This is a genomic window from Micromonospora sp. HK10 (genome assembly GCF_000982955.1).
In the GTDB taxonomy this organism is placed as follows: Bacteria; Actinomycetota; Actinomycetes; order Mycobacteriales; family Micromonosporaceae; genus Micromonospora.
Genome location: NZ_KQ058828.1, coordinates 46166 through 68081, shown reverse-complemented (window position 1 = coordinate 68081; position 21916 = coordinate 46166). Strand labels below are relative to the sequence as shown.

General features: G+C 71.9%; 8 protein-coding genes and 1 pseudogene (1 of these 9 only partly in view). 8 read left to right on the top strand and 1 reads right to left on the bottom strand.

Translation table 11 applies throughout. The annotated features are described in order from the left end of the window. Window positions 1-11 precede the first annotated feature (11 nt). The 4 genes from LQ51_RS31285 to LQ51_RS15880 are packed head-to-tail and all read left to right on the top strand — an operon-like array spanning window position 12 to window position 9422. Window positions 12-3152: a non-ribosomal peptide synthetase gene (locus LQ51_RS31285; RefSeq protein WP_052744894.1), complete on the top strand. Its 3141-nt coding sequence runs from the start codon at window positions 12-14 to the stop codon at window positions 3150-3152. Further along, entirely contained in the window at window positions 3153-3878 is a 726-nt protein-coding gene (locus LQ51_RS15890) for a thioesterase II family protein (protein ID WP_082159451.1), read from the top strand. Next, a complete protein-coding gene (locus LQ51_RS15885; protein WP_046566528.1) occupies window positions 3871-4281 on the top strand; it encodes an acyl carrier protein in 411 nt (136 codons plus the stop codon). Before LQ51_RS15890 ends, LQ51_RS15885 begins: the two co-directional genes overlap by 8 nt. Continuing rightward, on the top strand, window positions 4278-9422 hold the full coding sequence (locus tag LQ51_RS15880) for a type I polyketide synthase (protein ID WP_046566526.1): 5145 nt from the start codon (window positions 4278-4280) through the stop codon (window positions 9420-9422). Before LQ51_RS15885 ends, LQ51_RS15880 begins: the two co-directional genes overlap by 4 nt. 168 nt (window positions 9423-9590) lie before the next feature. Here LQ51_RS15880 and LQ51_RS33965 read toward each other — a convergent pair. After that, window positions 9591-10205, bottom strand: a pseudogene (locus tag LQ51_RS33965) (DNA-binding response regulator); the annotation flags it as partial. Between the two features lie 50 nt (window positions 10206-10255). Between LQ51_RS33965 and LQ51_RS15870 the strand changes: the two are divergent. The 4 genes in view from LQ51_RS15870 to LQ51_RS15855 are tightly spaced (each overlapping or abutting the next) and all read left to right on the top strand, a layout consistent with a single transcriptional unit that may run on beyond the window. Next, window positions 10256-11215: an ornithine carbamoyltransferase gene (locus LQ51_RS15870; RefSeq protein WP_046566522.1), complete on the top strand. Its 960-nt coding sequence runs from the start codon at window positions 10256-10258 to the stop codon at window positions 11213-11215. After that, window positions 11212-16062, top strand: coding sequence for a non-ribosomal peptide synthetase (locus LQ51_RS15865; protein WP_197087767.1), 4851 nt, complete (start codon window positions 11212-11214; stop codon window positions 16060-16062). Before LQ51_RS15870 ends, LQ51_RS15865 begins: the two co-directional genes overlap by 4 nt. Then, complete coding sequence (locus LQ51_RS15860) at window positions 16059-21317, top strand: type I polyketide synthase (protein WP_082159450.1); 5259 nt, start codon at window positions 16059-16061, stop codon at window positions 21315-21317. The genes LQ51_RS15865 and LQ51_RS15860 overlap by 4 nt, the downstream gene beginning before the upstream one ends. After that, window positions 21314-21916, top strand: partial view of a lantibiotic dehydratase gene (locus tag LQ51_RS15855; RefSeq protein ID WP_046566516.1) — the beginning only. It continues 1560 nt past the right edge of the window; only the first 603 of its 2163 coding nucleotides appear in the window; its start codon is at window positions 21314-21316; its stop codon lies beyond the right edge, outside the window. The genes LQ51_RS15860 and LQ51_RS15855 overlap by 4 nt, the downstream gene beginning before the upstream one ends.

Genomic DNA, 21916 nt, shown 5'->3' with positions numbered 1-21916 from the left:
AGTGAGGGTGCGTGAACACGTCCGTACAGCAGGCCCCGGCCGGTGACGACTTCGGCCTGCCGGCACCGGTGACCCCGCCACGGCCGCTCGGCCCCCGGCAGTACGCCTTCTGGATCCTGCAGCAGCTCGCGCCGGAGTCCGCGGTGTCCAACCTCAGCATCGTGCTGCGCACCGAACGTCAGCTGCGCTGGTGGCCCCTGCACGCGGCGGTCAACCACATGCTGGCCCGCCACTCCGCACTGCGTACCCGGATTCCGTCCGCTGCCGGTGTCCCGGTACGGCACGTCAGCTCCGCCGATGACGTCCAGCTCACCGTCGAGGCGGTCACGGTCACCGAGGCGGACCTGATGCACCGCCTGCACGAGGCGGCGCGCGAACCGTTCGACCTCGGTTCCGAGCTGCCCGTGCGGGTCCGCCTGTACCAGATCGCCGGCGATGGCAGCGCGGTTCTTCTCCTCGTGCACCACGTGATCAGTGACGCCATGTCCCTGTCACTGCTCACCGACGAACTGGCCCGCGCCTACGACGGCATCGCCGCCGGCGCGGGAATTCCCGCCGAGTTGCAGGGCGAGGCGCACGACGTCGCCGAGCCGGTGAGCCGTCCCGAGGACCTCGAGTACTGGGCCGGGCACCTCGACGGCGCCGACCCCGCGACGATGGCGATGCCGTGGGCGCGGCCCAGCCCGGCGCGGCCCACGTTCGCCGGCGGCACCCTCATCAGCTCACTGTCACCACCGGCCGAGTCCGCGCTGGCGTCGCTGCGCAGGTCGTTGAACAGCACGGAGAACCTCGTGCTCCTGACCGCGTTCTACCTGACCCTGTTCCGGCACGGTGCCGGGCCCGACATGGTGGTGGGCGTACCGGTCACCAGCCGCGGCGGGAACGTGGCGACCGGCATCGGGTTCCAGGTCAGTACCCTGCCGCTGCGGGTGGTGCTGGATCCGCGGGCGAGCTTCGCCGAGCTGAACCGTCAGGTACGCGATGTCTTCCTCAACGGCGCACAGCACGCATCGATGTCGGTCGAGGAAGTCCTCACCGGGCTCGGCCACCACTCACCGGACTGGCGCACACCGCTCTTCCGGCACCTCTACAACTACCGCCCCTGGGACGAGAGCGACATCAGTATCGGCGGGGAACGGCCGACGTCGCCGATCATTCCACGCGACGAAAGCCGCCTCGACATCCAGCTCTCCGTCATCGGCGGCCAGCAGCCCCTGGAACTGATCACCAACTACAGCGCCGAGATCCACGACGAAGCCGACATCCTCGCGTTCCTCGGCCGGATGGAACTCCTGCTGGCCGCCGCCGCCGAGGATCCGCACCGGCCCGTCGCGGAACTCGACATGACGAGCAGGTCCGAACGGCAGGTCCTCCGCGACGTCAACGACACCGTGCGCGCGGGCTACCCGGACCGGACGGTTCTCGAGCGATTCCTCGCCCACGTCGAATCCCGTCCCGACGCGACCGCCGTCGTCGAAGCGGGCAACAGCTTCTCGTACGCCGACGTCGCGGCGACGGCGCGGAACGTCGCCGCACGGCTCAGGGCCGACGGAATCGGCGACGGCGACATCGTCGCGCTGGCCCTGCCCCGCTCGGCGGCGATGACCGCCGCGGTGTTGGGTGTCTGGCTGGCCGGTGGCTGCTACCTGCCGCTGGACGTCGGGCATCCGGCACAGCGGCTGGCACTGCAGCTGACCGACGCGCGCGCGAAAGTCATCATGGCGCGGTCCCGGGCCGACATCCGGGACGACGCCGGGATACCCGTGATCGCCTGGGACGAGCTGGCCGACGGAACGGACCTCGCCGGTGACCGACGCGTCGCTGACCCGCCCGACGCCGCCTACGTGATCTACACGTCCGGGTCGACGGGAACCCCCCGCGGCGTCGTCGTCAGTCACGCAAACCTGGCGAACGTGGTGCACGACTTCGCCGATCGGCTTGGACTGACCGCCCAGGACGGCGTGCTGTGGTCGACCACCACGGCCTTCGACATCTCGGCGCTGGAACTGTGTCTACCGCTGATCACCGGGGGCACCCTGGTCATCGCGCCGGCACAGGCCCAGGTCCAGCCCCGGGAACTGCTCGATCTGGTGGTCAAGCACGACGTCTCCGTCGTACAGGCCACGCCCACGTTCTGGCGGCTGGCGGTTGGCACGATCGACAACGAACTGCGCGGCAGGACGGTCCTGTGCGGAGGGGAGCCCATGACGGCCGGGCTGGCCCGTGATCTCTTCGCCTCCGGATGCCGGTTGTTCAATGTGTACGGGCCCACCGAGACCACCATCTGGTCGACTGTCGCCGAGCTGTCCGGCGACGTCACCGATCCCGTCCCGATCGGTCACCCCATCGCCAACACCACCGTCTTCGTCACCGATGAACACGGCGCGCGGCAGCCTCCGGGACTGCTCGGTGAACTGTGCATCGGCGGCACCGGGGTGAGCCTCGGCTACCTGAATCGGCCCGAGCTGACCGCCGAACGGTTCCCCACCGGAGCCGACGGTCGCTACTACCGCACCGGAGATCTCGCCCGCTGGCGCCCGGACGGAACGCTGGAGTTGTTCGGCCGCAACGATCGCCAGGTGAAGCTGCGCGGGCACCGCATCGAGCTGCCCGAGGTCGAGGCGGCGCTGCGGTCCCACCCGGCTGTTGCCGAGGCCGCCGCCGTCATCGTCGGAGACCCACAGGGCGACGCGGAACTCCGTGCCTTCGTCACGCTGGCGCAGGCATCGGCCGCCGCGTCGGTTTCGGAAGCGCTCTGGCCATACCTCAGCGAGCGCCTGCCGTCGTACGCGCTGCCGTCCCGGCTCAGCGTGCTGGACGAGTTCCCGGTCAGCCCGAACGGGAAGACGGACCACGGTGCGCTGAGGGCGCTCGATGTCGCATCGACCGCCGGGGGGCAGCAGCAGGCCGAGGACGGACCCGATCCGGATCCGGAGCTGACCCGGCGGCTCCTCGCGTTGTGGCGCACCACCCTGGGCCGCCCCGACCTGGGCGCGCGCGACCACTTCTTCCTCAACGGTGGGCATTCGCTTCTGGCCGCCCAACTCGCCGCGCGGATCGCGGAGACCTGCGGCACACCGGTGCCCCTGCGGGCGATCTTCGACCATCCGACGGCCGTTCAGATGTCGGCCCACCTGAGCGAGGAGCGCTGAGTGCAAGCACCCTGGTTCGTCCGCGTGGAACGGCGCGCGCAGGCGCGTGCCCGGCTGTACGTGTTTCCCCACGCCGGCGGCGGGCCGGGGGCGGTCGGGGCACTCGCGGCGGCGCTGCCGGACACGATCGAGCCGTGGGCGCTGAATCTGCCCGGCCGGCAAGCCCGGCTCGCGGAGGCGCCGCGCACCGAACTCGAGCCGCTCATCGCGGAGCTCGCCGCGGAACTGTCCCACGACGACACCGGTCCGCCGGAACGCGGCTACTTCGGCTACTGCGGCGGCGCGCTGCTGGCGTACCTGACGGCCCGGCTGGTCACCCCGGACCACCTGTTCATCGGCTCGTTCGCGGCGCCGGACGTCGTACTCGTGCCCCGGCACCTGCACCTGCTGCCCGGCGCCGCGTTCTGGGAGACGGTGCTGGCGGAGGGCGGTGTCCCAGCGGAGCTCGCCCGCGACGAGCTGCGCCCGATCTTCGAGGGCGCGCTACGTGCCGACTTCGGGCTCTACGCCCAGTTCCACAGCCGCCCGACCGAGCCCCTGGACACCCCGGTCAGCGTGCTGTATGGCCGGGACGACCCGGATCAGAGCCGCGGAGGCCTGCTGGGCTGGCGACGGTTCAGCACGTCACGTCCGGACCTGTGCGAGCTGAAGGCCGGACATTGGCTCGTCGACGAGAACCCGGCCGAAGTGGCGTCGTGCATAGCCGAACGGATCGGCCGTGACTGATCTGCCCGGACCCGCCGGGCGTACCGCCGCGCCGGGCGACGTCCCCGCCCGGCCCGGCCCGCAGGCGGAGGCGGAACGGGCCCTCCAGGCCGTGGAGTCGACGATCCGGGCGGTGCTCGGCCGGTCGATCGGCCCGACCGAGAACTTCTTCGAAGCCGGCCTCACCTCGGCGGTCCTCGTGCACCTGCACGAGGTGGCTCGTCGCGAGTTGTCCACCGACCTGCCCGTCACCGTGCTGTTCGCCCACCCGAATCTGCGTGCGCTGCGCCGCTACCTGACCGGTGGGCACGCGCCCGTGATCGCACCGGGCAGCCGTGCCGCCGACGCGGGTGACCTGCGCCGCCTCGGCAGCGCGCGGCGCGATCTGCGCAGGCGAATCCGATCCGAGAGCGAGCCCCAATGAGCGAGTTTTTCGACCCGATCGCGATCGTCGGGATTGCCGCGCGGCTGCCCGGCGCCCGCGACACCGGCGAGTACTGGCGAAATCTCGCCGCCGGGCGGGAGTCCATCACCGCGTTGAGCGACGACGAACTCCTCGCCGCCGGGGTGCCGCGCGCCGCCATCGACGATCCGGCGTACGTGAAGATGGCCGGGCTGGCTCCGCACGTGGACGGCTTCGATGCCGGGTTCTTCCGGATGACCTCGCGGGAGGCCGAGATCTGCGACCCGCAGCTGCGGCTGTTCCTGGAGGTCGCGCACGAGGCGGTCGAAGACGCCGGGTACGACCCGACGCGGATCAGCCGCGACGTCGCCGTCTACGGCGCCTGCGGGCCGAACCGGTACGGCGATCTGCACGTCATGCAGAACCCGAAGTACAGCGGCTCGTCGGACCTGGACATCATGGTGCTGACCAGCGTCGACTACCTGGCCACGCTGGCGTCGTACAAGCTCAACTTCCGCGGCCCGAGCATGTCGGTGCTGACCGCGTGCTCCAGTTCGCTCACCGCGGTTCACCTGGCCTGCCAGGCCCTTCAACTCGGCGACTGCGACGCCGCGATCGCCGCGGCGGCGAACGTCGAGATCCCCTACCGCACCGGATACCGGTGGGTGCCCGGAGGCGTGCGCTCCGCCGACGGACGGTGCCGGCCCTTCGACGCCTCCGGCACCGGCACGATCTTCACCAGCGGCGCCGGCGCCGTGCTGCTGAAAAGGGCGGCCGACGCGATCGCTGACGGCGACCACATCTGGGGAGTCATCCACGGCATCGGGATCAACAACGACGGCTCGGACAAGGTCAGCTTCAGCGCGCCGAGCGTCACCGGCCAGTCAACGGCGATCGTGGACGCGATGGCGATGGCCGGGTTCGACCCGCTGGACATCGGCTGCGTGGAGATGCATGCCACCGGAACACCCCTGGGTGACCCGATCGAGATGAGCGCACTGGCCGAGGCGTACCGGCGCCTCGCCGGCGGACCCCTGCCGGCCGGGCGGATCCCGGTGGGGTCGGTGAAGGGAAACATCGGCCACACCAACCCGGTGGCCGGGATCGCGGGCCTGCTCAAAATGGTGCTCTCGCTCGAGCACGAGCAGATTCCGCCGACCATCAACGTCACGACCACCAACCCGAAGCTGGAGTTGGAGAACACGCCGTTCTTCGTCAACAGCGGGTTGCGCCCCTGGCCGAGGGGGGAGCGGGTCACCCGCCGAGGCGCGCTGAGTTCCCTGGGCATCGGCGGAACCAACGTCCACCTGGTCGTGGAGGAAGCCCCGGTAGGCGTGCGGACGCCGGGATCCGAACGTCCCCGGATCGTGGTGTGGTCCGGGCGCGACGCGGCGGCCGCGACTGCCAACCAGGCCGCTCTGGCCGAGTACTTCGCCGGTGCCGACGAGGCGGAATTCGCCGGCGCGACCAGCACCTTGCAGCGGGGGCGCACCGAGCACCCGGTACGCGCGGCCACGGTGGTCACCAGCGCCGCGGAGGCGGCGCGGGCCCTCGCCGGGCATGGTTCCCTGCTCACCGGCAGTCCGGTGGGCGACGCGGCGCCGGCGGTCCTGTTCGCGTTTCCCGGCCAGGGCGCGCAGTACCCGCGAATGGCGGCCGACCTCTACGGAACCCAGCGGACCTTTACCGAGACCGTTGACCTGTGCCTGGACGGCGTCGCCAAGCACGGCACCGACCTGTACCCGGTGTGGCTCGCCGAGACCCCCGGCGACGCGCTGAACGAAACCGCCGCCGCACAGCCGCTGTTGTTCGCCGTCGAGTACGCGTTGGCGCGGCAGTGGATGGAATGGGGAATCACACCGACGGCGGTGCTGGGGCACAGCGTCGGTGAGTTGGTCGCGGCCACGGTCGCCGGCGTCGTCGAGCTGGACGACGCGCTGCGGCTGGTGGCCTTGCGGGGGCAGACCATGCAGCGCCAGCCGCGTGGGGCGATGCTCGTCGCCGCGACCGGCCCGGATCAGGTGCCCACCCTGCCGGCGGATTGCGCGATCGCGGCGGCGAACGCCGCCGACCAGACCGTCCTCGCCGGGCCGGCCGGATCACTCGCCACCGTGGCCGAGGCGCTCGCCGCGGCCGGAGTCGCCGTCCGCACCCTCAACACCTCACATGGCTTCCACAGCCCGGCGATGCGTCCGGCGGTCGCGGAGTTCCAGGCGGGATTCGACGGCGTCACGCTCTCCGCGCCACACATTCCGATGTACTCGGCCGCGACGGGCAGGCTGTTGACCGCCGACGAGGCGACGGATCCGGGGTTCTGGGCCCGGCAGCTGGCCGACCCGGTCCTCTTCGCGAACGCCGTGGACTCGGCGTTCGCGGCCGGGACCGGCATCCTGCTCGAAGTGGGTCCCGGGACGGCTCTGACCAAACTGGCGCGCCGGCATCCCATGGTCGCGGGGGAGCGGTGGCGGGCTCTGCCGTCGCTGCCGCGGTCGCACGGCGACGAGGGACGGGCGGTGCTTGCCACGCTGGCCGAACTGTGGCTCGCCGGCTGCCCGGTGAACTGGTCCGGCCTCGACCCGGACGAGCGCCCCCAGCGCGTGTCGCTGCCCGGCTATCGATTCCAGCGTGCCCGGCACTGGGTGGATCCGGTGCCCGGTCCGGCAACGCCGGAGACGGACGCACCGCCGCCCGGCCCGGCGCTCGCGCCGGAGGGTGCGCCGGACCCCGGACCGTTCACGACACCCGGTTGGACCGAGGCGGCACGGTCGGCCACGGGTCTGTCCGCCCCCGGGGTCGCGCTCGCGCTCGTACCGGCCGGCGACGTGACGATCGTCAACGCGCTGCAGCAGGCGGGGCACGAGGTGATCCGGCTGCGCCCGGGCACCGCGTTCGGCGAGCGGGCGGGTGAGTACACCGTGCGGCCCGGGCACCTGGCTGAGGATCTGGACTCGGTCCTGCGCGGATCGGCGAGACCGTCGCTGCTGGTGCACGCCTGGGCGACCGGTGCCGCGGCGGACACCGCCGAAGAGTTCGACCGCACCTTCTACGCGCTGCTGCATCTGGTGCAGCGGGCCGGCGGCGGGATGCCGTCGCTGCTCGTCCTCACCAGCGGAGCCGTGGACGTCTCGGGCGGCGAGGCTGTCGAACCGGCGCGCGCGGCGCTGATCGCCGCGGTTCGCGCCTTCCGCCAGGAGTCGCCGGACGCGGAGTGCCGGGTCATCGACGTGGGTGCGGTGACCGCCGAGGACCAGCTCGTCGCGGAGCTGTCCGCGGCCGCCGGTGAGCCCGTGGTGGCACTGCGCGGCACTCGCCGGTGGGTGGCACACGACCTGCCGTGGCAGCCTCCCGCGGAGAGCACCGGACCAGGGATCCGCCGCAACGGGGTCTACGTGCTCACCGGCGGGCTCGGCGGGCTGGGCCTCGCCGTGGCGAAGGGACTCGCCGCGACCGGGCGCCGCCCGAACCTGGCCCTGCTGGGACGGACCGTCCGGGACGTTGACCTGGCCGAGATCGAGTCGATGGGTGCCACGGTCCGGGTGTTCGCCTGCGACGTGGCCGATCCGGCACAGCTGGAGGGTGTACTCGATCAGCTGGGTGTGATCAACGGGGTCTTCCACCTGGCGGGCCTGCCCGGCGACGGCATGCTGCAGCTGCGCAGGCGGGAAGATGCCGAGCGGGTACTGCGACCCAAGGTGGCCGGGACGATCGCGCTGGACGCCGCGCTGGCCAAGCGGCCACCGGTCGACTTCGTGATCTGCTTCTCCAGCCAGGCGGCACTGACCGGCATGATCGGTGGCGCCGACTATTCGGCAGCCAACGCGTTCATGGACGCGTACGCGGCTGCCCGGCCGGGCTGGCTGAGCATCAACTGGCCGGGCTGGTCGACCGTCGGTATGGCCCGCGGCGGCGTCCTGGCGAAGCTGTCGGCCGCGGTGCGCGAGGCCCGGACCGCGGGGCCGCACTACGAAACGGTGCTGTCCGCGGCGACCCACTGGGAGCTCGACGAACACCGGATCGGCGGCATCGCCGTCCTGCCCGGGACCGGCATGATCGACCTGATCCTCCGCGCGTACCTGGAGACCGTCCCGGACGCGGCAGCCCCGGTGACCCTGCGGGACGTGGTGTTCCTGCGGCCCCTGGCGGGCGAGGCGGCGCTGCGCGCCAGGGTGGTCTTCGAGCGCGACGGCGACGCGTGGCGGGTGCGCCTGCAGACCCGCCCCGACGCCACCCCGGATCAGGCTTGGCAGGTGCACGCCGAGGCCGTCCTGGCGCCCGGAGGGCCGGCGCCGCGGACGGTGCCGGTTGCCGAACTGACGCGTGGTCTGGCTCCGGCAGCTTCCTCGCCGCCGTCCGCCACCGACGCCTTCGCGTTCGGCCCGCGCTGGCAGTGCCTCGAGCAGATCTGGGAATCCGGCGACACCACCGTCGTGAGACTCGAGTTGCCCGCCGGACTCGCCGCCGAGGCGGCCGATCGGGCCGCTCATCCGGCCCTGATGGACACCGGCTCCGGGCTCGTGCGCCGCCATCGCCGCGGTGAGTTGCTGGTGCCCTTCACCTACAGCCGCATGACCTGGTACGCGCCGTTGCCGGGGCGGATGTTCAGCCGGTTGCGATCTCTCGCCGGCGACGACCCGTCGGCGGACGTGGAATTCATCACCGACGAGGGAACGGTCGTCCTGACGATCGACGGGCTGCGCATGCGCCCGGCCCGGGTCGCCGACTTCAGCGGCCGGACCGAGTCCACCGCGGACGACCCGGAGGCGGACGGGCTCTCGCCCCAGGAAGGGGTGGGACTGCTGCTGCGGCTGCTGAATTCCCGTACCCCGGCACAGGTGAGCGTGCGGGAACCCGGCGGCCAGCCCTCGCCGGAGGCGCCGGCGCCGGCTCGGATCATGCCCGCGCGGCCGGCGTCGTCACCGGCGGCGACGGCGGCGGGATCCGTGCAGGACCGGCTTGCCGACATCTGGCGCCTGGTGCTCGGCCGCGACCGGATCGAGCCGGAGGACGACTTCTTCGAGCTCGGCGGCGACTCGCTGATGGGGGTGGCGCTGACGGGACGAATCCGGGACGCGTTCGGCGTGAACATGAGCATCGGATCGCTGTTCGACTATCCCAATCTGGCGGCGCTCGCCAGCGCCCTCCGCGAACAGGGGGCACGGTGAGCCTCGATGCACCGACTCCGTCCGTGGCCTGCGGTCGGACCGCCCGGTGCCGCTGCCACCCCGGGCCGACGTCAACGGTCCGGGCCGCGGGATCGGCAGGACAAGCCTGTTCTCAGCCGCTTCGCCGACGCGACTGTCGACCATCCCGCCGAGCAGGGCGGCCCGCGTGAGTTCGGCCTTGTTGCCGGCGCGGAGCTTCACCCGGATCCGCGTCACGTACGTGTCGACGGTGTGCCGACTGATGCCGAGCCGGGTGGCGATCTGACCGTGGGTCAACCCGGATGAGACGTGACGCAGCACCTGCTCTTCCCGCCCGGACAACCGTCGGGCCGAGCGCTCCGAGCGATTGGTGCGGCTCGGCGTGCTGGCTCGGGCACGACCGGCGGGCGGCCCGGAGGCGGCGGCGCGGATCGCCGTGACCAGTCCTTCGGCGGAGGTGCGCTTGCTGACCACACCGGCTGCTCCCGCCCGCAGGAAGCCCGCCACGGCGTCGGCCCTGCTGTCCAGCACGAGGACCGCCGCGCTCGCGGCAGCGACAGCGACCTGGTCCAGCTCCCGGGACGGGGTCAACGCGTCGACGTCGACGACGGTGACCTCGGCGAGCGGGGCAGGATCCTCGTCCGGTGTCGCCCGCACGGAGACGACCGTGAGCCCCGCACTCCTGAGGATCTCGACGAGACCGGCGTGGATGATGGGCGAGCTGACAACGGAGAAATCCACCGAGCCGCCCGGCAGGGCGCCGATCCTGTGGCAAGCCACGATAGCCTCGTGGAAAGCACCCATCACTGGTCAAGGGACTGACGACTTCTCGCCAACGTTCCCGACGGGCATTGATGGCTGGTGGTGAGCACGGAAGTCTCGGATCCGTGCGACACCTAACCTCGGTCGACGGCCTGAGTGATGCCGAGTTGCACCACCTGGTGCAACGGTCCGCCTGGTATGCGGGCCCAGGAGCGGCCGGAGTGCGCCCGCTGGAAGGCTGCGTGGTGGGCAGCTTCTTCAGGACCACGTCGACCCGTACGCGGAGCGCCTTCGCCACCGCCGCGCTGCGCCTCGGCGCGGGGCACGTGGCCTACGGCCCCCACGACCTCCAGCTCAACACCGGGGAGTCGATGGAGGACACCGCGCGCGTGCTCGGCTCGATGCTCGACGCTCTGGTCGTGCGTACCGCTGCCGACCCGGCCGAACTGCGGGCCCTGCTCGCGCAGAACAGAATGGCGGTCATCAATGCGATGACCGCCGACGAGCATCCCACGCAGGCGATCGCGGACCTGTCGACGATCGAGCTTCACTTCGGCAAGATCGCCGGACTCCGGGTTCTCTACATCGGCGAGGGAAACAACACCGCCTCGGCTCTTGCGCTGGCCCTTTCCCGCTATGCGAATGTCGAGTTCTGCCTCGCGACACCGCCCGGATACGGGCTGGACAGTTCATTCCTGGAGCGCGCGCGGACGCAGGCGGCGCAGCGCGGCGCGCAGGTCGACGAGGTCCACGACGTCACCGAGGCGATGGAAGACGCCGACGTCGTCTACACCACCCGATGGCAGACGACCGGCACCTCCAAGGCGGACCCCGACTGGCGCACGAGCTTCCTCCCGTTCCAGGTGAACGACGCGTTGATGCACCGGAACCCGAGAGCGGTCTTCATGCATGACCTGCCGGCACATCGCGGCGAGGAGGTGACCCCGGAGATCCTCGACGGGGTGTCCAGCATCGCCTTCCGCCAGGCGGAGCAGAAAATGCACAGCGCCAAGGCCGTGCTGGAGTGGTGCGTGCGCGGACGGCCCGCGTGACCGACTCCTGCCACGACGGCTTCGCGGACATCGTCGCAGCGGCGCCGGATGCGGCTGCCGTGCTCGACCGCGGCGTCATCACCACCTATGCCGAGCTTGATCGACGGTCCGACGAGATCGCCGGCTGGCTGTGCGCGCGAGGAGTCGGGGTCGAGGACATCGTCGCGATCGCCGTCGACCGCACCGTCGACCTCGCCGCGGCTGTCCTCGGCGTGTGGAAGGCCGGCGCCGCCTACCTCGCGCTGGATCCCCAGGCACCGCGTGAACGCTGGCAGTCGATCCTGGCGCAGGTACGCCCGGCCGCGGCGTTGACCCAGGCCGGCCTCCGACGGCGGATGGCCGGCCTCGACGCACCGATCGGCCTGGTGGACCGGCCGCTCGCCGGCGGTCGGCGCACCCCGAACCCGACCCGCGCCGGCAATCTCGCCTACGTCATCCACACCTCAGGCTCGACCGGCACGCCGAAGGCCGTGGCGATCAGCCACGGCGCCCTGCTGGCCCTCGTCGGGTCGTACCGGCGTCTCTACGGCATGGGCGACGAGGTGCGGACGGTGCTGCAACTCGCGGGCTTCGGATTCGACGTGGCGACCGGCGACCTGGCCCGCACGCTGCTCACCGGCGGATGCCTCGTGATGTGCCCGGAACAGACGCTGACCAGCCCACCCGACCTGGTGAGACTGATCCGCGACTCGGCGACGGAGTACCTGGAGCTGACCCCCTCGCTGCTGCGCCCGCTGGTGAGTCACCTCGCGGCGACCGGTGCACGGGTCGAGTCCCTCCGCTTCGTCATCGTGGGCGGTGAGCTGTGGTCCGTCGCCGAGTATCAGGCGGCGCGTGCGGCGTTCGGGCCCGACGTGCACCTCTTCAACACGTACGGGCTGACCGAGGCCACCATCGACAACACCTACTTCCGGACCGACCCGCTCGCCTCGTACTCCGAGGGCAGCGTGCCCATCGGCACCAGCTTCGATTCCACCGAGCTGGCGGTCCTCGACGGCGAGCTGCGGGCGAGCGGCGAGGGCGAGCTCTATCTGGGTGGCGTGCAGTTGGCCCGGGGCTACCTCGGCGACCCGGCCGCCACCGCGGCCCGGTTCGTGCCGGGTCCCGACGGGACACGCCGGTACCGGACAGGTGATCTCGTGCGTTACGACCCGCACGGAGACCTGGTCCACCTCGGCCGGGCCGACGACGTGGTGAAGATCCACGGGGTGCGACTGAGCCTGACCGAGGTCCAGGTCGTCCTGGCCGCCTGCCCGGGGATCACCGCCGCGGCGGTCGCGGTGGAGGACGTCGACGGCCGACCGGAACTCGCCGCCTACCTCAGCGGGGCACCGGACCTCGAGCCGGCACAGGTACGCCGATTCGTGGCGGGCCGGCTGCCCCGGGCGATGGTGCCGGCCGTCATCAACGTGGTGCCGACCTTCCCGGTCACGGCCAACGGAAAGGTCGACATGACGGCGCTGCGGCGCCGGCACGGCAGGTCGAACGGCGTCGCGGCGGGTCCTGTGGCCGACGGGGGCGCCGAGGCCGCGATGAGTCGGATCTGGGCCGGGGTGCTCGGCGCCGCCGAGCCCGCACCCGACGACGACTTCTTCGAACACGGTGGCGACTCCTTGCGGGCCGCCGCGTTGGTCGCGGCGATCCGGACCGAGCTCGGTGTCGAGCTTCCGGCCGGGGCGCTGCTCGAATGGCCGACCCTCGGCGAGGTGACCGCCGCGGTCGGCCGGGCCACCGCGGCATCGGCGATCGTCGCCGATCCGAGCCGGAGCAGTGGACCCCTCGCGCCGGGTCAGCAACGGCTCTGGTTGCTCAGCCAGCTCGAAGGCCGCCTGACGGCGTACAACATCCCGGTCGTGCTGGGACTCGCCGGCGACGTCGTCCCGGCGGCCGTCGACGGTGCGCTCCGGCACCTCGTCGCGCGGCATTCGGCGCTGCGCACCGCCATCGTGCCCGGCGCGGACGGGCCCGAGCAGCGGCTCCGCGACGTACCGGCCGAGTTCTCCCTCGTCACGGTGAGCCTTCCGGACGCGGCAGCGGCCGACCAATGGATCTCGGCCGAGGTCCGGCGCCCGTTCGACCTCGGGCGGCCACCGCTCATGAGAGCGGCATTGATCAGCCTGGCGCACGGGGAACACCGGTTGGTGCTGACCCTGCACCACCTGATCTCGGACGGCCAGACGGTACGCGTCCTGCTGGCCGAGTTCGGTGCGGCCTACCGTGCCCTGCACCTCGGCGACGACCCGGCGTCGCCGGAACCGGCGTTGTCGTATCTCGACTACAGCGTCTGGCACGCCGACCGGCTCCGCGCCGGGGCGTACGACGGGCAACTGCAGAGCTGGATGCGACGGCTCGACGGGTGCCCCCCACCGTATCGGTACCCGTTGCCGGTCCGCGCGACCGCCGGGCCCGGGCCGGGAATATGTCGGCGGACGCTCGACCAGGACCTCACCGCCGAGCTTCGCGCGCTGGCGCGGGAGCACCGGACGACCCTGTTCGTTGTCCTGCTCTCCGGCCTGGCCGGCGTGTTACGGCGCTGGGCAGGGGAGGACGACCAGGTGATCGGGGTGCCGTTGGGCACCCGCACCGTACCCGGGACGGAGCATCTGGTCGGCTTCCTCGTGAACACCGCCGCCATCCGGATCACCGCGTCGGCGCAGGCCACGTTCACCGACCTGGTCCGAGCGACCCGCGCCGCGATCACGCATGCCGTCGCGAACCAGGAGGTTCCCTTCGACGTCGTGCATCACCACCTGCGCCGCGCCGGTACCGACGTCTCGTTCAACACCTGGTTCAACTTTCTCGGCGAACCGGACCCGGCGCCGGAGCTGCCGGAGGTGAAGACCTGGGTCGTCGACGAGCCGCCGGTCGGCGCGGTCTTCGATGTCAACGTCTACGTCGCTGACCTCGGTGGTCAGCTCGACCTGACCATCGTCTACGACCACGCCAAGGTGGACGCCCAGATCGCAGCCGAGCTCGCCGACCAGTTCGCGGTCATGCTGTCGGCGGTCGCGGATCGACCGGACCTCGCGGTCGCCACCCGCCCACTCACTGCGGCGCGGGCGCCCGAACTGGCGGAGCCGGACCAGCAGCACCCAACGGTGCTGGACACGTTCGCCGCGAACGTGCGGCGGGCCGGCACGGCGGTCGCCGTCGTCGACCCGGTCGGGGAGATCGGCTACGCACAGCTCGCCGGCTGGGCGTCGGCCGTCCGCGCGGATCTCGCGGCGCACGTAGGCCCGGGCGATCTGGTCGCCGTCCACGCATCCCGGGGCGGGTCCCTGGTCGCCGGCCTGCTCGCCGCCTGGTCCGTCGGTGCCGACATCACGATCCTCGACCCGGCATACCCGGAAGGCAGGCTGCGGGCCCAGCTCGAGGCCGTGGGCGGGGCAAAGGCGATCCTGTTCAGCGGCGCGTCCCCCGCGGCTCTGCAGGCGGGCGCACCGCTGATTCCGATCGATCCGGTGCGGCCCGGCGCGAAGCTCGCTCCACCGTTCACCCCGGCCGGGCATGTCGGGTTCACCTCCGGCACCACCGGGGCACCCAAGCCGGTCCGGGCGAGCGGCGTTCCGCTGGCGCACTTCCTGGCCGAGTACGCCGTCACGTTCCGGCTGACGAGTTCCGACCGGTTCACCATGCTGTCCGGGCTGGCCCACGATCCGCTGCTGCGGGACGTCTTCGCCCCGTTGGCCGTGGGAGCCACGCTCCACATCCCGCCTGACGAGATCATCCGTTCGCCGCGGGACCTGCATGCCTGGCTCGACCGCGAGCAGATCACCGTGGTGCACCTGACCCCCCAACTGCTGCGGTTGATCACAGCGACGCGGCGACCGCTGCCGCGGCTGCGTCTGGTGCTCTGCGGCGGCGACCAACTCTTCGCCGCGGACGCCGCCGCGATCCGGGCCACCGCGCCCGCGGCGACCCTGGTCAACGCGTACGGAACGACGGAGACCCCGCAGGTCGCCGCCTGGTACAGCGTCGCGCCCGGCGACGAGCTGGGCGGCGACGACCGCCGGATACCGATCGGCACCGGAATCAGCGGGACGGACGTGCTGGTGGCCGGCGCTGACGGACAGCCGGCCGCGGTCGGAGAGATCGGCAGGATCGTCGTGCGGAGCCCTTATCTCGCCGACGGGTACGGCCGCCGGTACGTCACCGGCGACCTCGGCCGGTACCTGCCCGGCGGGATCATCGAGTTTCTCGGCCGAGCCGACGAGCAGATCAAGATCGCCGGCTTCCGGGTCGAACCGCAGGAGGTCGACGCCGCCGTTCGCGGCCTCGATTACATCGTCGACTGTCGTACGGTGCTGGCAGCGGACCGGCTCATCGCCTATGTCACACCCGCTGCCGGCGCGGCGGTGAGCGTGGCCGGACTGCGCGCCGACCTGCGGGCCGTCCTGCCGTCCCACCTGGTCCCCGCCGGAGTGGTCCAGGTCGCAGAGATCCCCCTGTCGCGCAACGGAAAGCTCGACCGGGACGCGCTTCCGCCCTGGCGGCCGGACCCCGGGACCGGCGACCGCGTGGCTGAGTTCTCGCAGCTCGAGCGCGAGATCGCCGACGTCTGGCGCGAGGTCCTCGGCTACCCGCCCGACGATCTCAACAGCAACTTCTTCGACCTCGGCGGGAGTTCCCTGCTGATGATCAAAACCCAGGTGGCACTCGAGGAGCGGCTGGGACGCGAGGTGCCGATGCTGACGCTATTCGAACTGCCCACCGTGCGGGCGCTGGCCGCCCGCCTGAGCGGCGCAGCCGCGGTCGTGCCCGCATCCCGCACCACCCGCACACCTGTCGCCGTGGACGCGTCGCGCCGCCAATCGGCTCGGGCAAGGATACGAAGGGAACTGTCGTGAGCGACCGTCATCACATCGCGGTTGTGGGTCTGGCCGGGCGGTTCCCCGGAGCGCCCGACGTCGCCCAGTACTGGGCCAACCTACGCGACGCCGTGGAGAGCATCAGCTTCCCGTCGGACGAGGAGCTACGGCAGTACGGCGTCCCCGAGGCCATGCTGAGCAACCCCGACTACGTCAAGGCGTTCGCGAACGCGCCCGGCATACCGGACTTCGACTCCGCGCTGTTCGGCTACACGCCGCGCGAGGCCGACCACACGGACCCGCAGATCCGCATGTTCCTGGAGAGTGCCCACGCCGCCCTCGAGCACGCCGGCTGCAACCCCCATGCCACCGACGCCACGATCGCGGTGTACGGCGCCGCCGGCGCCAACAGATACCTGGACCTGCACCTCGGCCACACCGGCAATGAGGCGGCCACGACAAGTTTCGCGGTCACCGCGCTCAACAACACGGACTACGTGGCGATCACGGCCGCGTACAAGCTGAACCTTCGGGGCGCGGCGATATCGGTCTCGACCGCCTGTTCCAGCTCTCTGGTCGCGGTGCACCTGGCCGGACAGGCACTGCGCAACGGCGAATGCGATGTCGCCATCGCCGGTGGCGCCGAGGTGGAGATGCCCTTCGGGCACGGGTATCTGTGGGCCGACGGCAGCCCGTTCTCCCGGGACGGCCACGTCCGGCCCTTCGACGTTAAGGCAGACGGCACCCTGTTCTCCAGCGGCGCCGGTGCCGTCGTGCTCAAGCGGCTCGAAGACGCCCTCGCCGACGGCGACACCATCCACGCGGTGCTCCGCGGCAGCGCACTGAACAACGACGGCTCGGCCAAGGCGGGATTCACCGCCCCGTCCATCCAGGGGCAGACGGCCATGCTGGCCGAGGCGTTCGCCATGGCCGACGTCACCGCCACCGACCTGTCCTTCGTGGAGTGCCACGCCACCGGTACCCAGCTCGGAGACCCGATCGAGGTCGCGGCACTGCACCGGGCGCTGCGCGCGGTCGGTGACGTCGGCAACGCCCGGGTGACCCTCGGCTCGGTCAAGGCGAGTGTCGGCCACCTCGGACACGCCTCCGGTATCGCCTCGTTGATCAAAGCGATCCTGGCGCTGCGGCACGGCCGCATCCCGGCCACCGTCAACTTCACCGAACCGAACCCCAAGCTCGACCTCGACAGCACGCCGTTCGTCATCGCCGACCGACTGACGACCATGCCCTCCGGCGCGCCGCGCGTCGGCGGAGTCAGTTCGTTCGGCGTAGGCGGCACCAACGCGCACGTCGTCGTCCAGGAGGCCCCGCCCCGCACCGTGACAGCGGCACCCCGCCGGCCGAGGATCGTCGTCTGGTCGGCGCGGAGCGACGAGGCGGGCCGTCAGTACCAGGAGAACCTGGCCGGATACTTCGCCGACGGGGAGAACGAGCAGGCCTTCGCCGCCGCCGTCCACACCCTGCAACACGGACGCCGGGCGTACCCGCAGCGGTTCGCCGCGATCGCCGCTGACGCCGCCGAAGCCGCGACCGTGCTTCGCGCCGGCAAGAATGTGATCACCACACCCAGCGGTGGACGGCGCGACGTCGTGTTCGCGTTCCCGGGGCAGGGCTCGCAACGCCCCGGCATGGGCGTTGAGGCGTACCACACGGACGCCTCCTTCGCCGCCGCCGCCGACGAGGCCCTCGACCTGCTGGCGCAGCACGAGGTCGACGTACGCGGTGACTGGCTCGCCGGCGATCCGGGACGGCTGACGGGAACCGCGGCGGCCCAGGCGATGTTGTTCGCGGTCGAGTACGCCACGGCGGCGGCACTGCGAGCGCGCGGCGTACGCCCCGGGGCGGTCATCGGTCACAGCGTCGGCGAGATCGCCGCCGCCGTGGTGGCCGGAGTCATTTCGGTGTCCGACGCTGCGAAGCTGGTGGCGGCCCGCGGCCGGGCGATGGAGACCGCCCCGCCCGGCGCCATGCTCGCGGTGGGCATGCCGGCGGACGACCTCGCGGCGATGCTTCCCACCGGAGTCACCCTGGCCGTGGTCAACGGCCCGCAACAGTGCGTGCTCAGCGGCACCAGGGACGACATCGAGGCGATGCAGGCCGTGTTGGCCAGTCGCAAGGTCGCCGCCACACCGCTGAACACGGCGGGCGCTTTCCACAGTCCGCTCATGACGTCCGCGGCCCAGGAGTTCGCGCTGGCCTTCCAGGGCGTGCACCTCCACCCACCGGCGATCCCGTTCTACTCGGCGGCCGCCGGCGGGCTCCTCGACGACAGCCAGGCGACCCACCCGATCTTCTGGGCCGACCAGGTCACCGGGCCGGTGCGGTTCGACCGGGCGCTTGCCGCACTGCTCGAGGGCGGACCCCGACTGGTCCTGGAGACCGGCCCCGACCAGGTCCTCAGCAACCTCGGCAAGCTGGCCGGCGGGAACGGCTCCACGTTCGTTCCGGTGCTGGAGCAGCAGCACGGGCTGCTGGACGCGACGGCCCGGGTCTGGGCCGAGGGGCACGACCTCGACTGGGCCTGCGCCGACGAGGATCTCGGTGAGGTGCGCCGGGTGCCCCTGCCGGGCTACCCGTACCAGCGCCGGCGGCACTGGGTGGATCCGATCGCCCAGCGCGTCCCGACGGCCGGCGAAGCAGCTCCCGCCCACCCGCCCGCCGCGGCCGAGCCCGCCGCGCAAACCCCACTGTCGACCATCGAGTGGGCCCAGGCAGAACCCGCGGTCGAGGGAACCCTGGACGGACACTGCCTGCTGCTGGCACCCGCCGAGGAAGCGGAGAGCCTCCCCCTGGTGCTCGCCCTGCAGCAGGCCGGAGCCACCCTCTCGATCGCCAGGCCGGCGGACAACTACGCGGAGACGACCGGCGAGTTCCGGGTGCGTCCGGGCGAACGAGCCGACCACGCCCGCGTGCTGAGCGAACTGCACCGCCGGGGCACGCCGGCGCGACTGGTCATCCACGCCATGACGACGACGGCCGAGATCTCCGGCGGCACCATCGACCGCGCGGTCGAGCACGCCTTCGGCAGCCTGCTCGCGGTCACCCAGGCGATCGGTGAGGCCGCCTCCGACGCCGCGCCGGGACTCCTCATCGTCACGCACGGCGCGGTCGACGTCACCGGAAGCGAGGCGGTCGATCCGGTGGCCGCGATGCTCGTCGGCTTCGCCCGATCGCTCGCGAAGGAATCACCACAGCTCGGCTGCCGGGTGATCGACGTGTCCGCCGCCCACGAGCGACAGCTCGCTCGCGAGCTGACCTGTTGGGCCGAGCACGACGTCGTTGCGCTACGTGGCGCACGCCGATGGACCGCCGCCGCCCGGCCGTACCACCTGGAACCGGCCGGTACCGCCGCGGCCGCGTCCGTGTTGCGCCGACAGGGCACCTATCTGGTCACCGGGGGCACCGGCGGGCTGGGCATGGCACTGGCGCGCGGGCTGGCCGGCACCGGCCTACGCCCGCGCCTGCTGCTGCTCAGCCGCACCGGCCTGGCCGACGACGCGACCGACGAGCGCTCGCTGCGGCTGCGGGGCCGGATCGCGGAGCTGACCAGGCTCGGGGCACAGGTGCGGGTGCTCACCGGCGACGTGGCCGACCGGCGGGCGCTCCGGCGCGCCCTGGACGCCGCCACCGCCCGTTTCGGCCCGGTCAACGGCGTGTTCCATCTGGCCGGGCTGCCCGGCGACGGACTGGTGCGGTTCCGTGATCCGGCCGACGCCAGGAAGGTCCTGGAGCCGAAGGTGCGGGGCACCGTGCTGCTGGCGGAGGCCCTGCGCACCGGCCCGCAACTCGACTTCTTCGCCTGTTTCTCCAGCCGAGCGGCCACCGACGGGCTGATCGGCAGCGCCGATTACGCGGCGGCGAACGCTTTCCAGGATGCGTTCACGATGCGGCTGCGACACGACGGTGTTCCCGCGGTCTCCATCAACTGGCCGTCCTGGGCCGAGGTCGGGATGGCCGCCGAGTACGGCGTACAGACCTGGTCGATCGACGTCGGACCCGGCACCGATCCGATCATGGACGAACACCGGCTCGCCGGGAAGGCGATCCTGCCCGGCACCGGTCAGCTCGAACTGCTGCTCCGCGGCTACTGCGCGATCACCGGGCGCGACCTGCCGGTCCGCCTCAGCGACGTCGTCTACCACCAGGTGTTGGCGACCGAAACGGTGCGCCGCGTGGAGATCCGGCTCCATCCGGACGGCGTCATCGAAGCGTTGTCGCGGCCGCGGGACGAACCCGACGCCGTCGCGGTCAGGCACGCCAGCGCCAGGGTCGCGCTGGTGGGCGAACTGGGCGAGGCACCGGACCTGCCCGCGTTGCGGAAGACCCACCAGCACCTCATCGCCGAGTCCGACGAGGACGGACCGCGGCTGTTCCAGCTCGGCCGCCGCTGGGACAACGTGGCCGGCGTCCGGTCACGATCCGCGCGGGAAGTCGACGAACTGCTGCTCTCCCTCGAGCTGCCGCAGGAGTTCGCCGGCGACGTGAACCGGTATCTGATCCACCCTTCCCTGATGGACACGGCCTCGACGGCGTTCCGGCGCCCGGAGGACGGCTACCACGTACCCTTCTGCGTCGAGTCCGCGGCCTTCGTGCGGCGCCTTCCGGCTCGGCTGTTCGCCCACGTCCGCCGGCTTCCGGACGGGGCCGGCGTGATCAGGGCGAACCTGGACCTCATCGACCCGGACGGCAACCTTCTCTGCCGTGCCACCGGCTACACCCTGCGCAAGGTGACCGACGGCTGGCAGGTGGGCGGCGACGCGGCAGCGACCGGCGCCGGCAGCAGCGGGACACCCGCCGGGGACGGGATCGACCCGCGCGCCGGAGTCGCGCTCACCCTGAGCATCCTCGGCGCGGAGCATCCCGGTCAGGTGCTGGTCGAGCCGGGGGCGCGGCCGGTCCAGGCGGTGCCGGTGCAACGGGCCGCGAGGCCTCCGGTGGCGCCCCGGCCACCGGCGGTCGTCGCCGACCAGCCGGTCACCGCCGCCGTTGCACCGACGATCGAGCCGGTGGTGGACGCCGAGGCATCCGGTTCCGCGGGGGAGCGCGACCGGATCCAGGCCAGGGTCAAGGCCCTCTGGGTGGACGCGATCGGGGATCCGGGTCTCTCCGTGGACGTCCACTTCTTCGAGGTCGGCGGAAACTCGCTGACCGCGATCACCTTGATCGGGGCCATCCGGGAGACGTTCCAGGTCGAGCTCTCCATCGGCGCGATCTTCGACTACCCCACCGTCGCGGCGATCACCGACCTGCTGTGGGAGCAGGGTGTGCGATGAATGATCTCGTTCGACTGAACGACGACTGGGGGCTGTGGCCGATCGCGCCCGTGCGGGGCGCCGGCATGCCGTTCTCCTGGCTCGCCGGTCTGGCCGGCGACGCCGGACCGGCACTGCGTGACCTGCTCACCGAGCCGGCCTTCCTGGCCGCACTCACGTGGCAGAACCCCGCGGTGGTGGCGAGTTGGGCCGGACGGCCGGAGCCGGCACTCACGTCGTACCGGATCGGCGTGCTCGCGAAGTACGCGCAACGGTACTGCGCGAAGAACGACAGCATCGGCTTCTTCGGCCCGGTCGGCTGGGCGGACCTCACCACCGAGCCGGGTCATCACCTGCGCGTCGCGGGCTCCGGAGCGATCCGTCGGTCGGAGGCGTCCATCGAGCTGTGGGCGGTGCGGGCGCTGGCCGCGGCCATCGCCGCCGACCCGCGGGTAGGACCACACCTGCCGCTGCGCCTGAACCCCGCCGTCCGGGTCGTCGAGGACGAGGTCCGGCGCCCCTACCGCCCCCCGATGCCGCTGAGTTCGGCGCAGCTCGCCGTGCTCCGACGGATCGACGGCACCACGACGGCCGCCCACCTCGCACCGGCCGACCAGGCC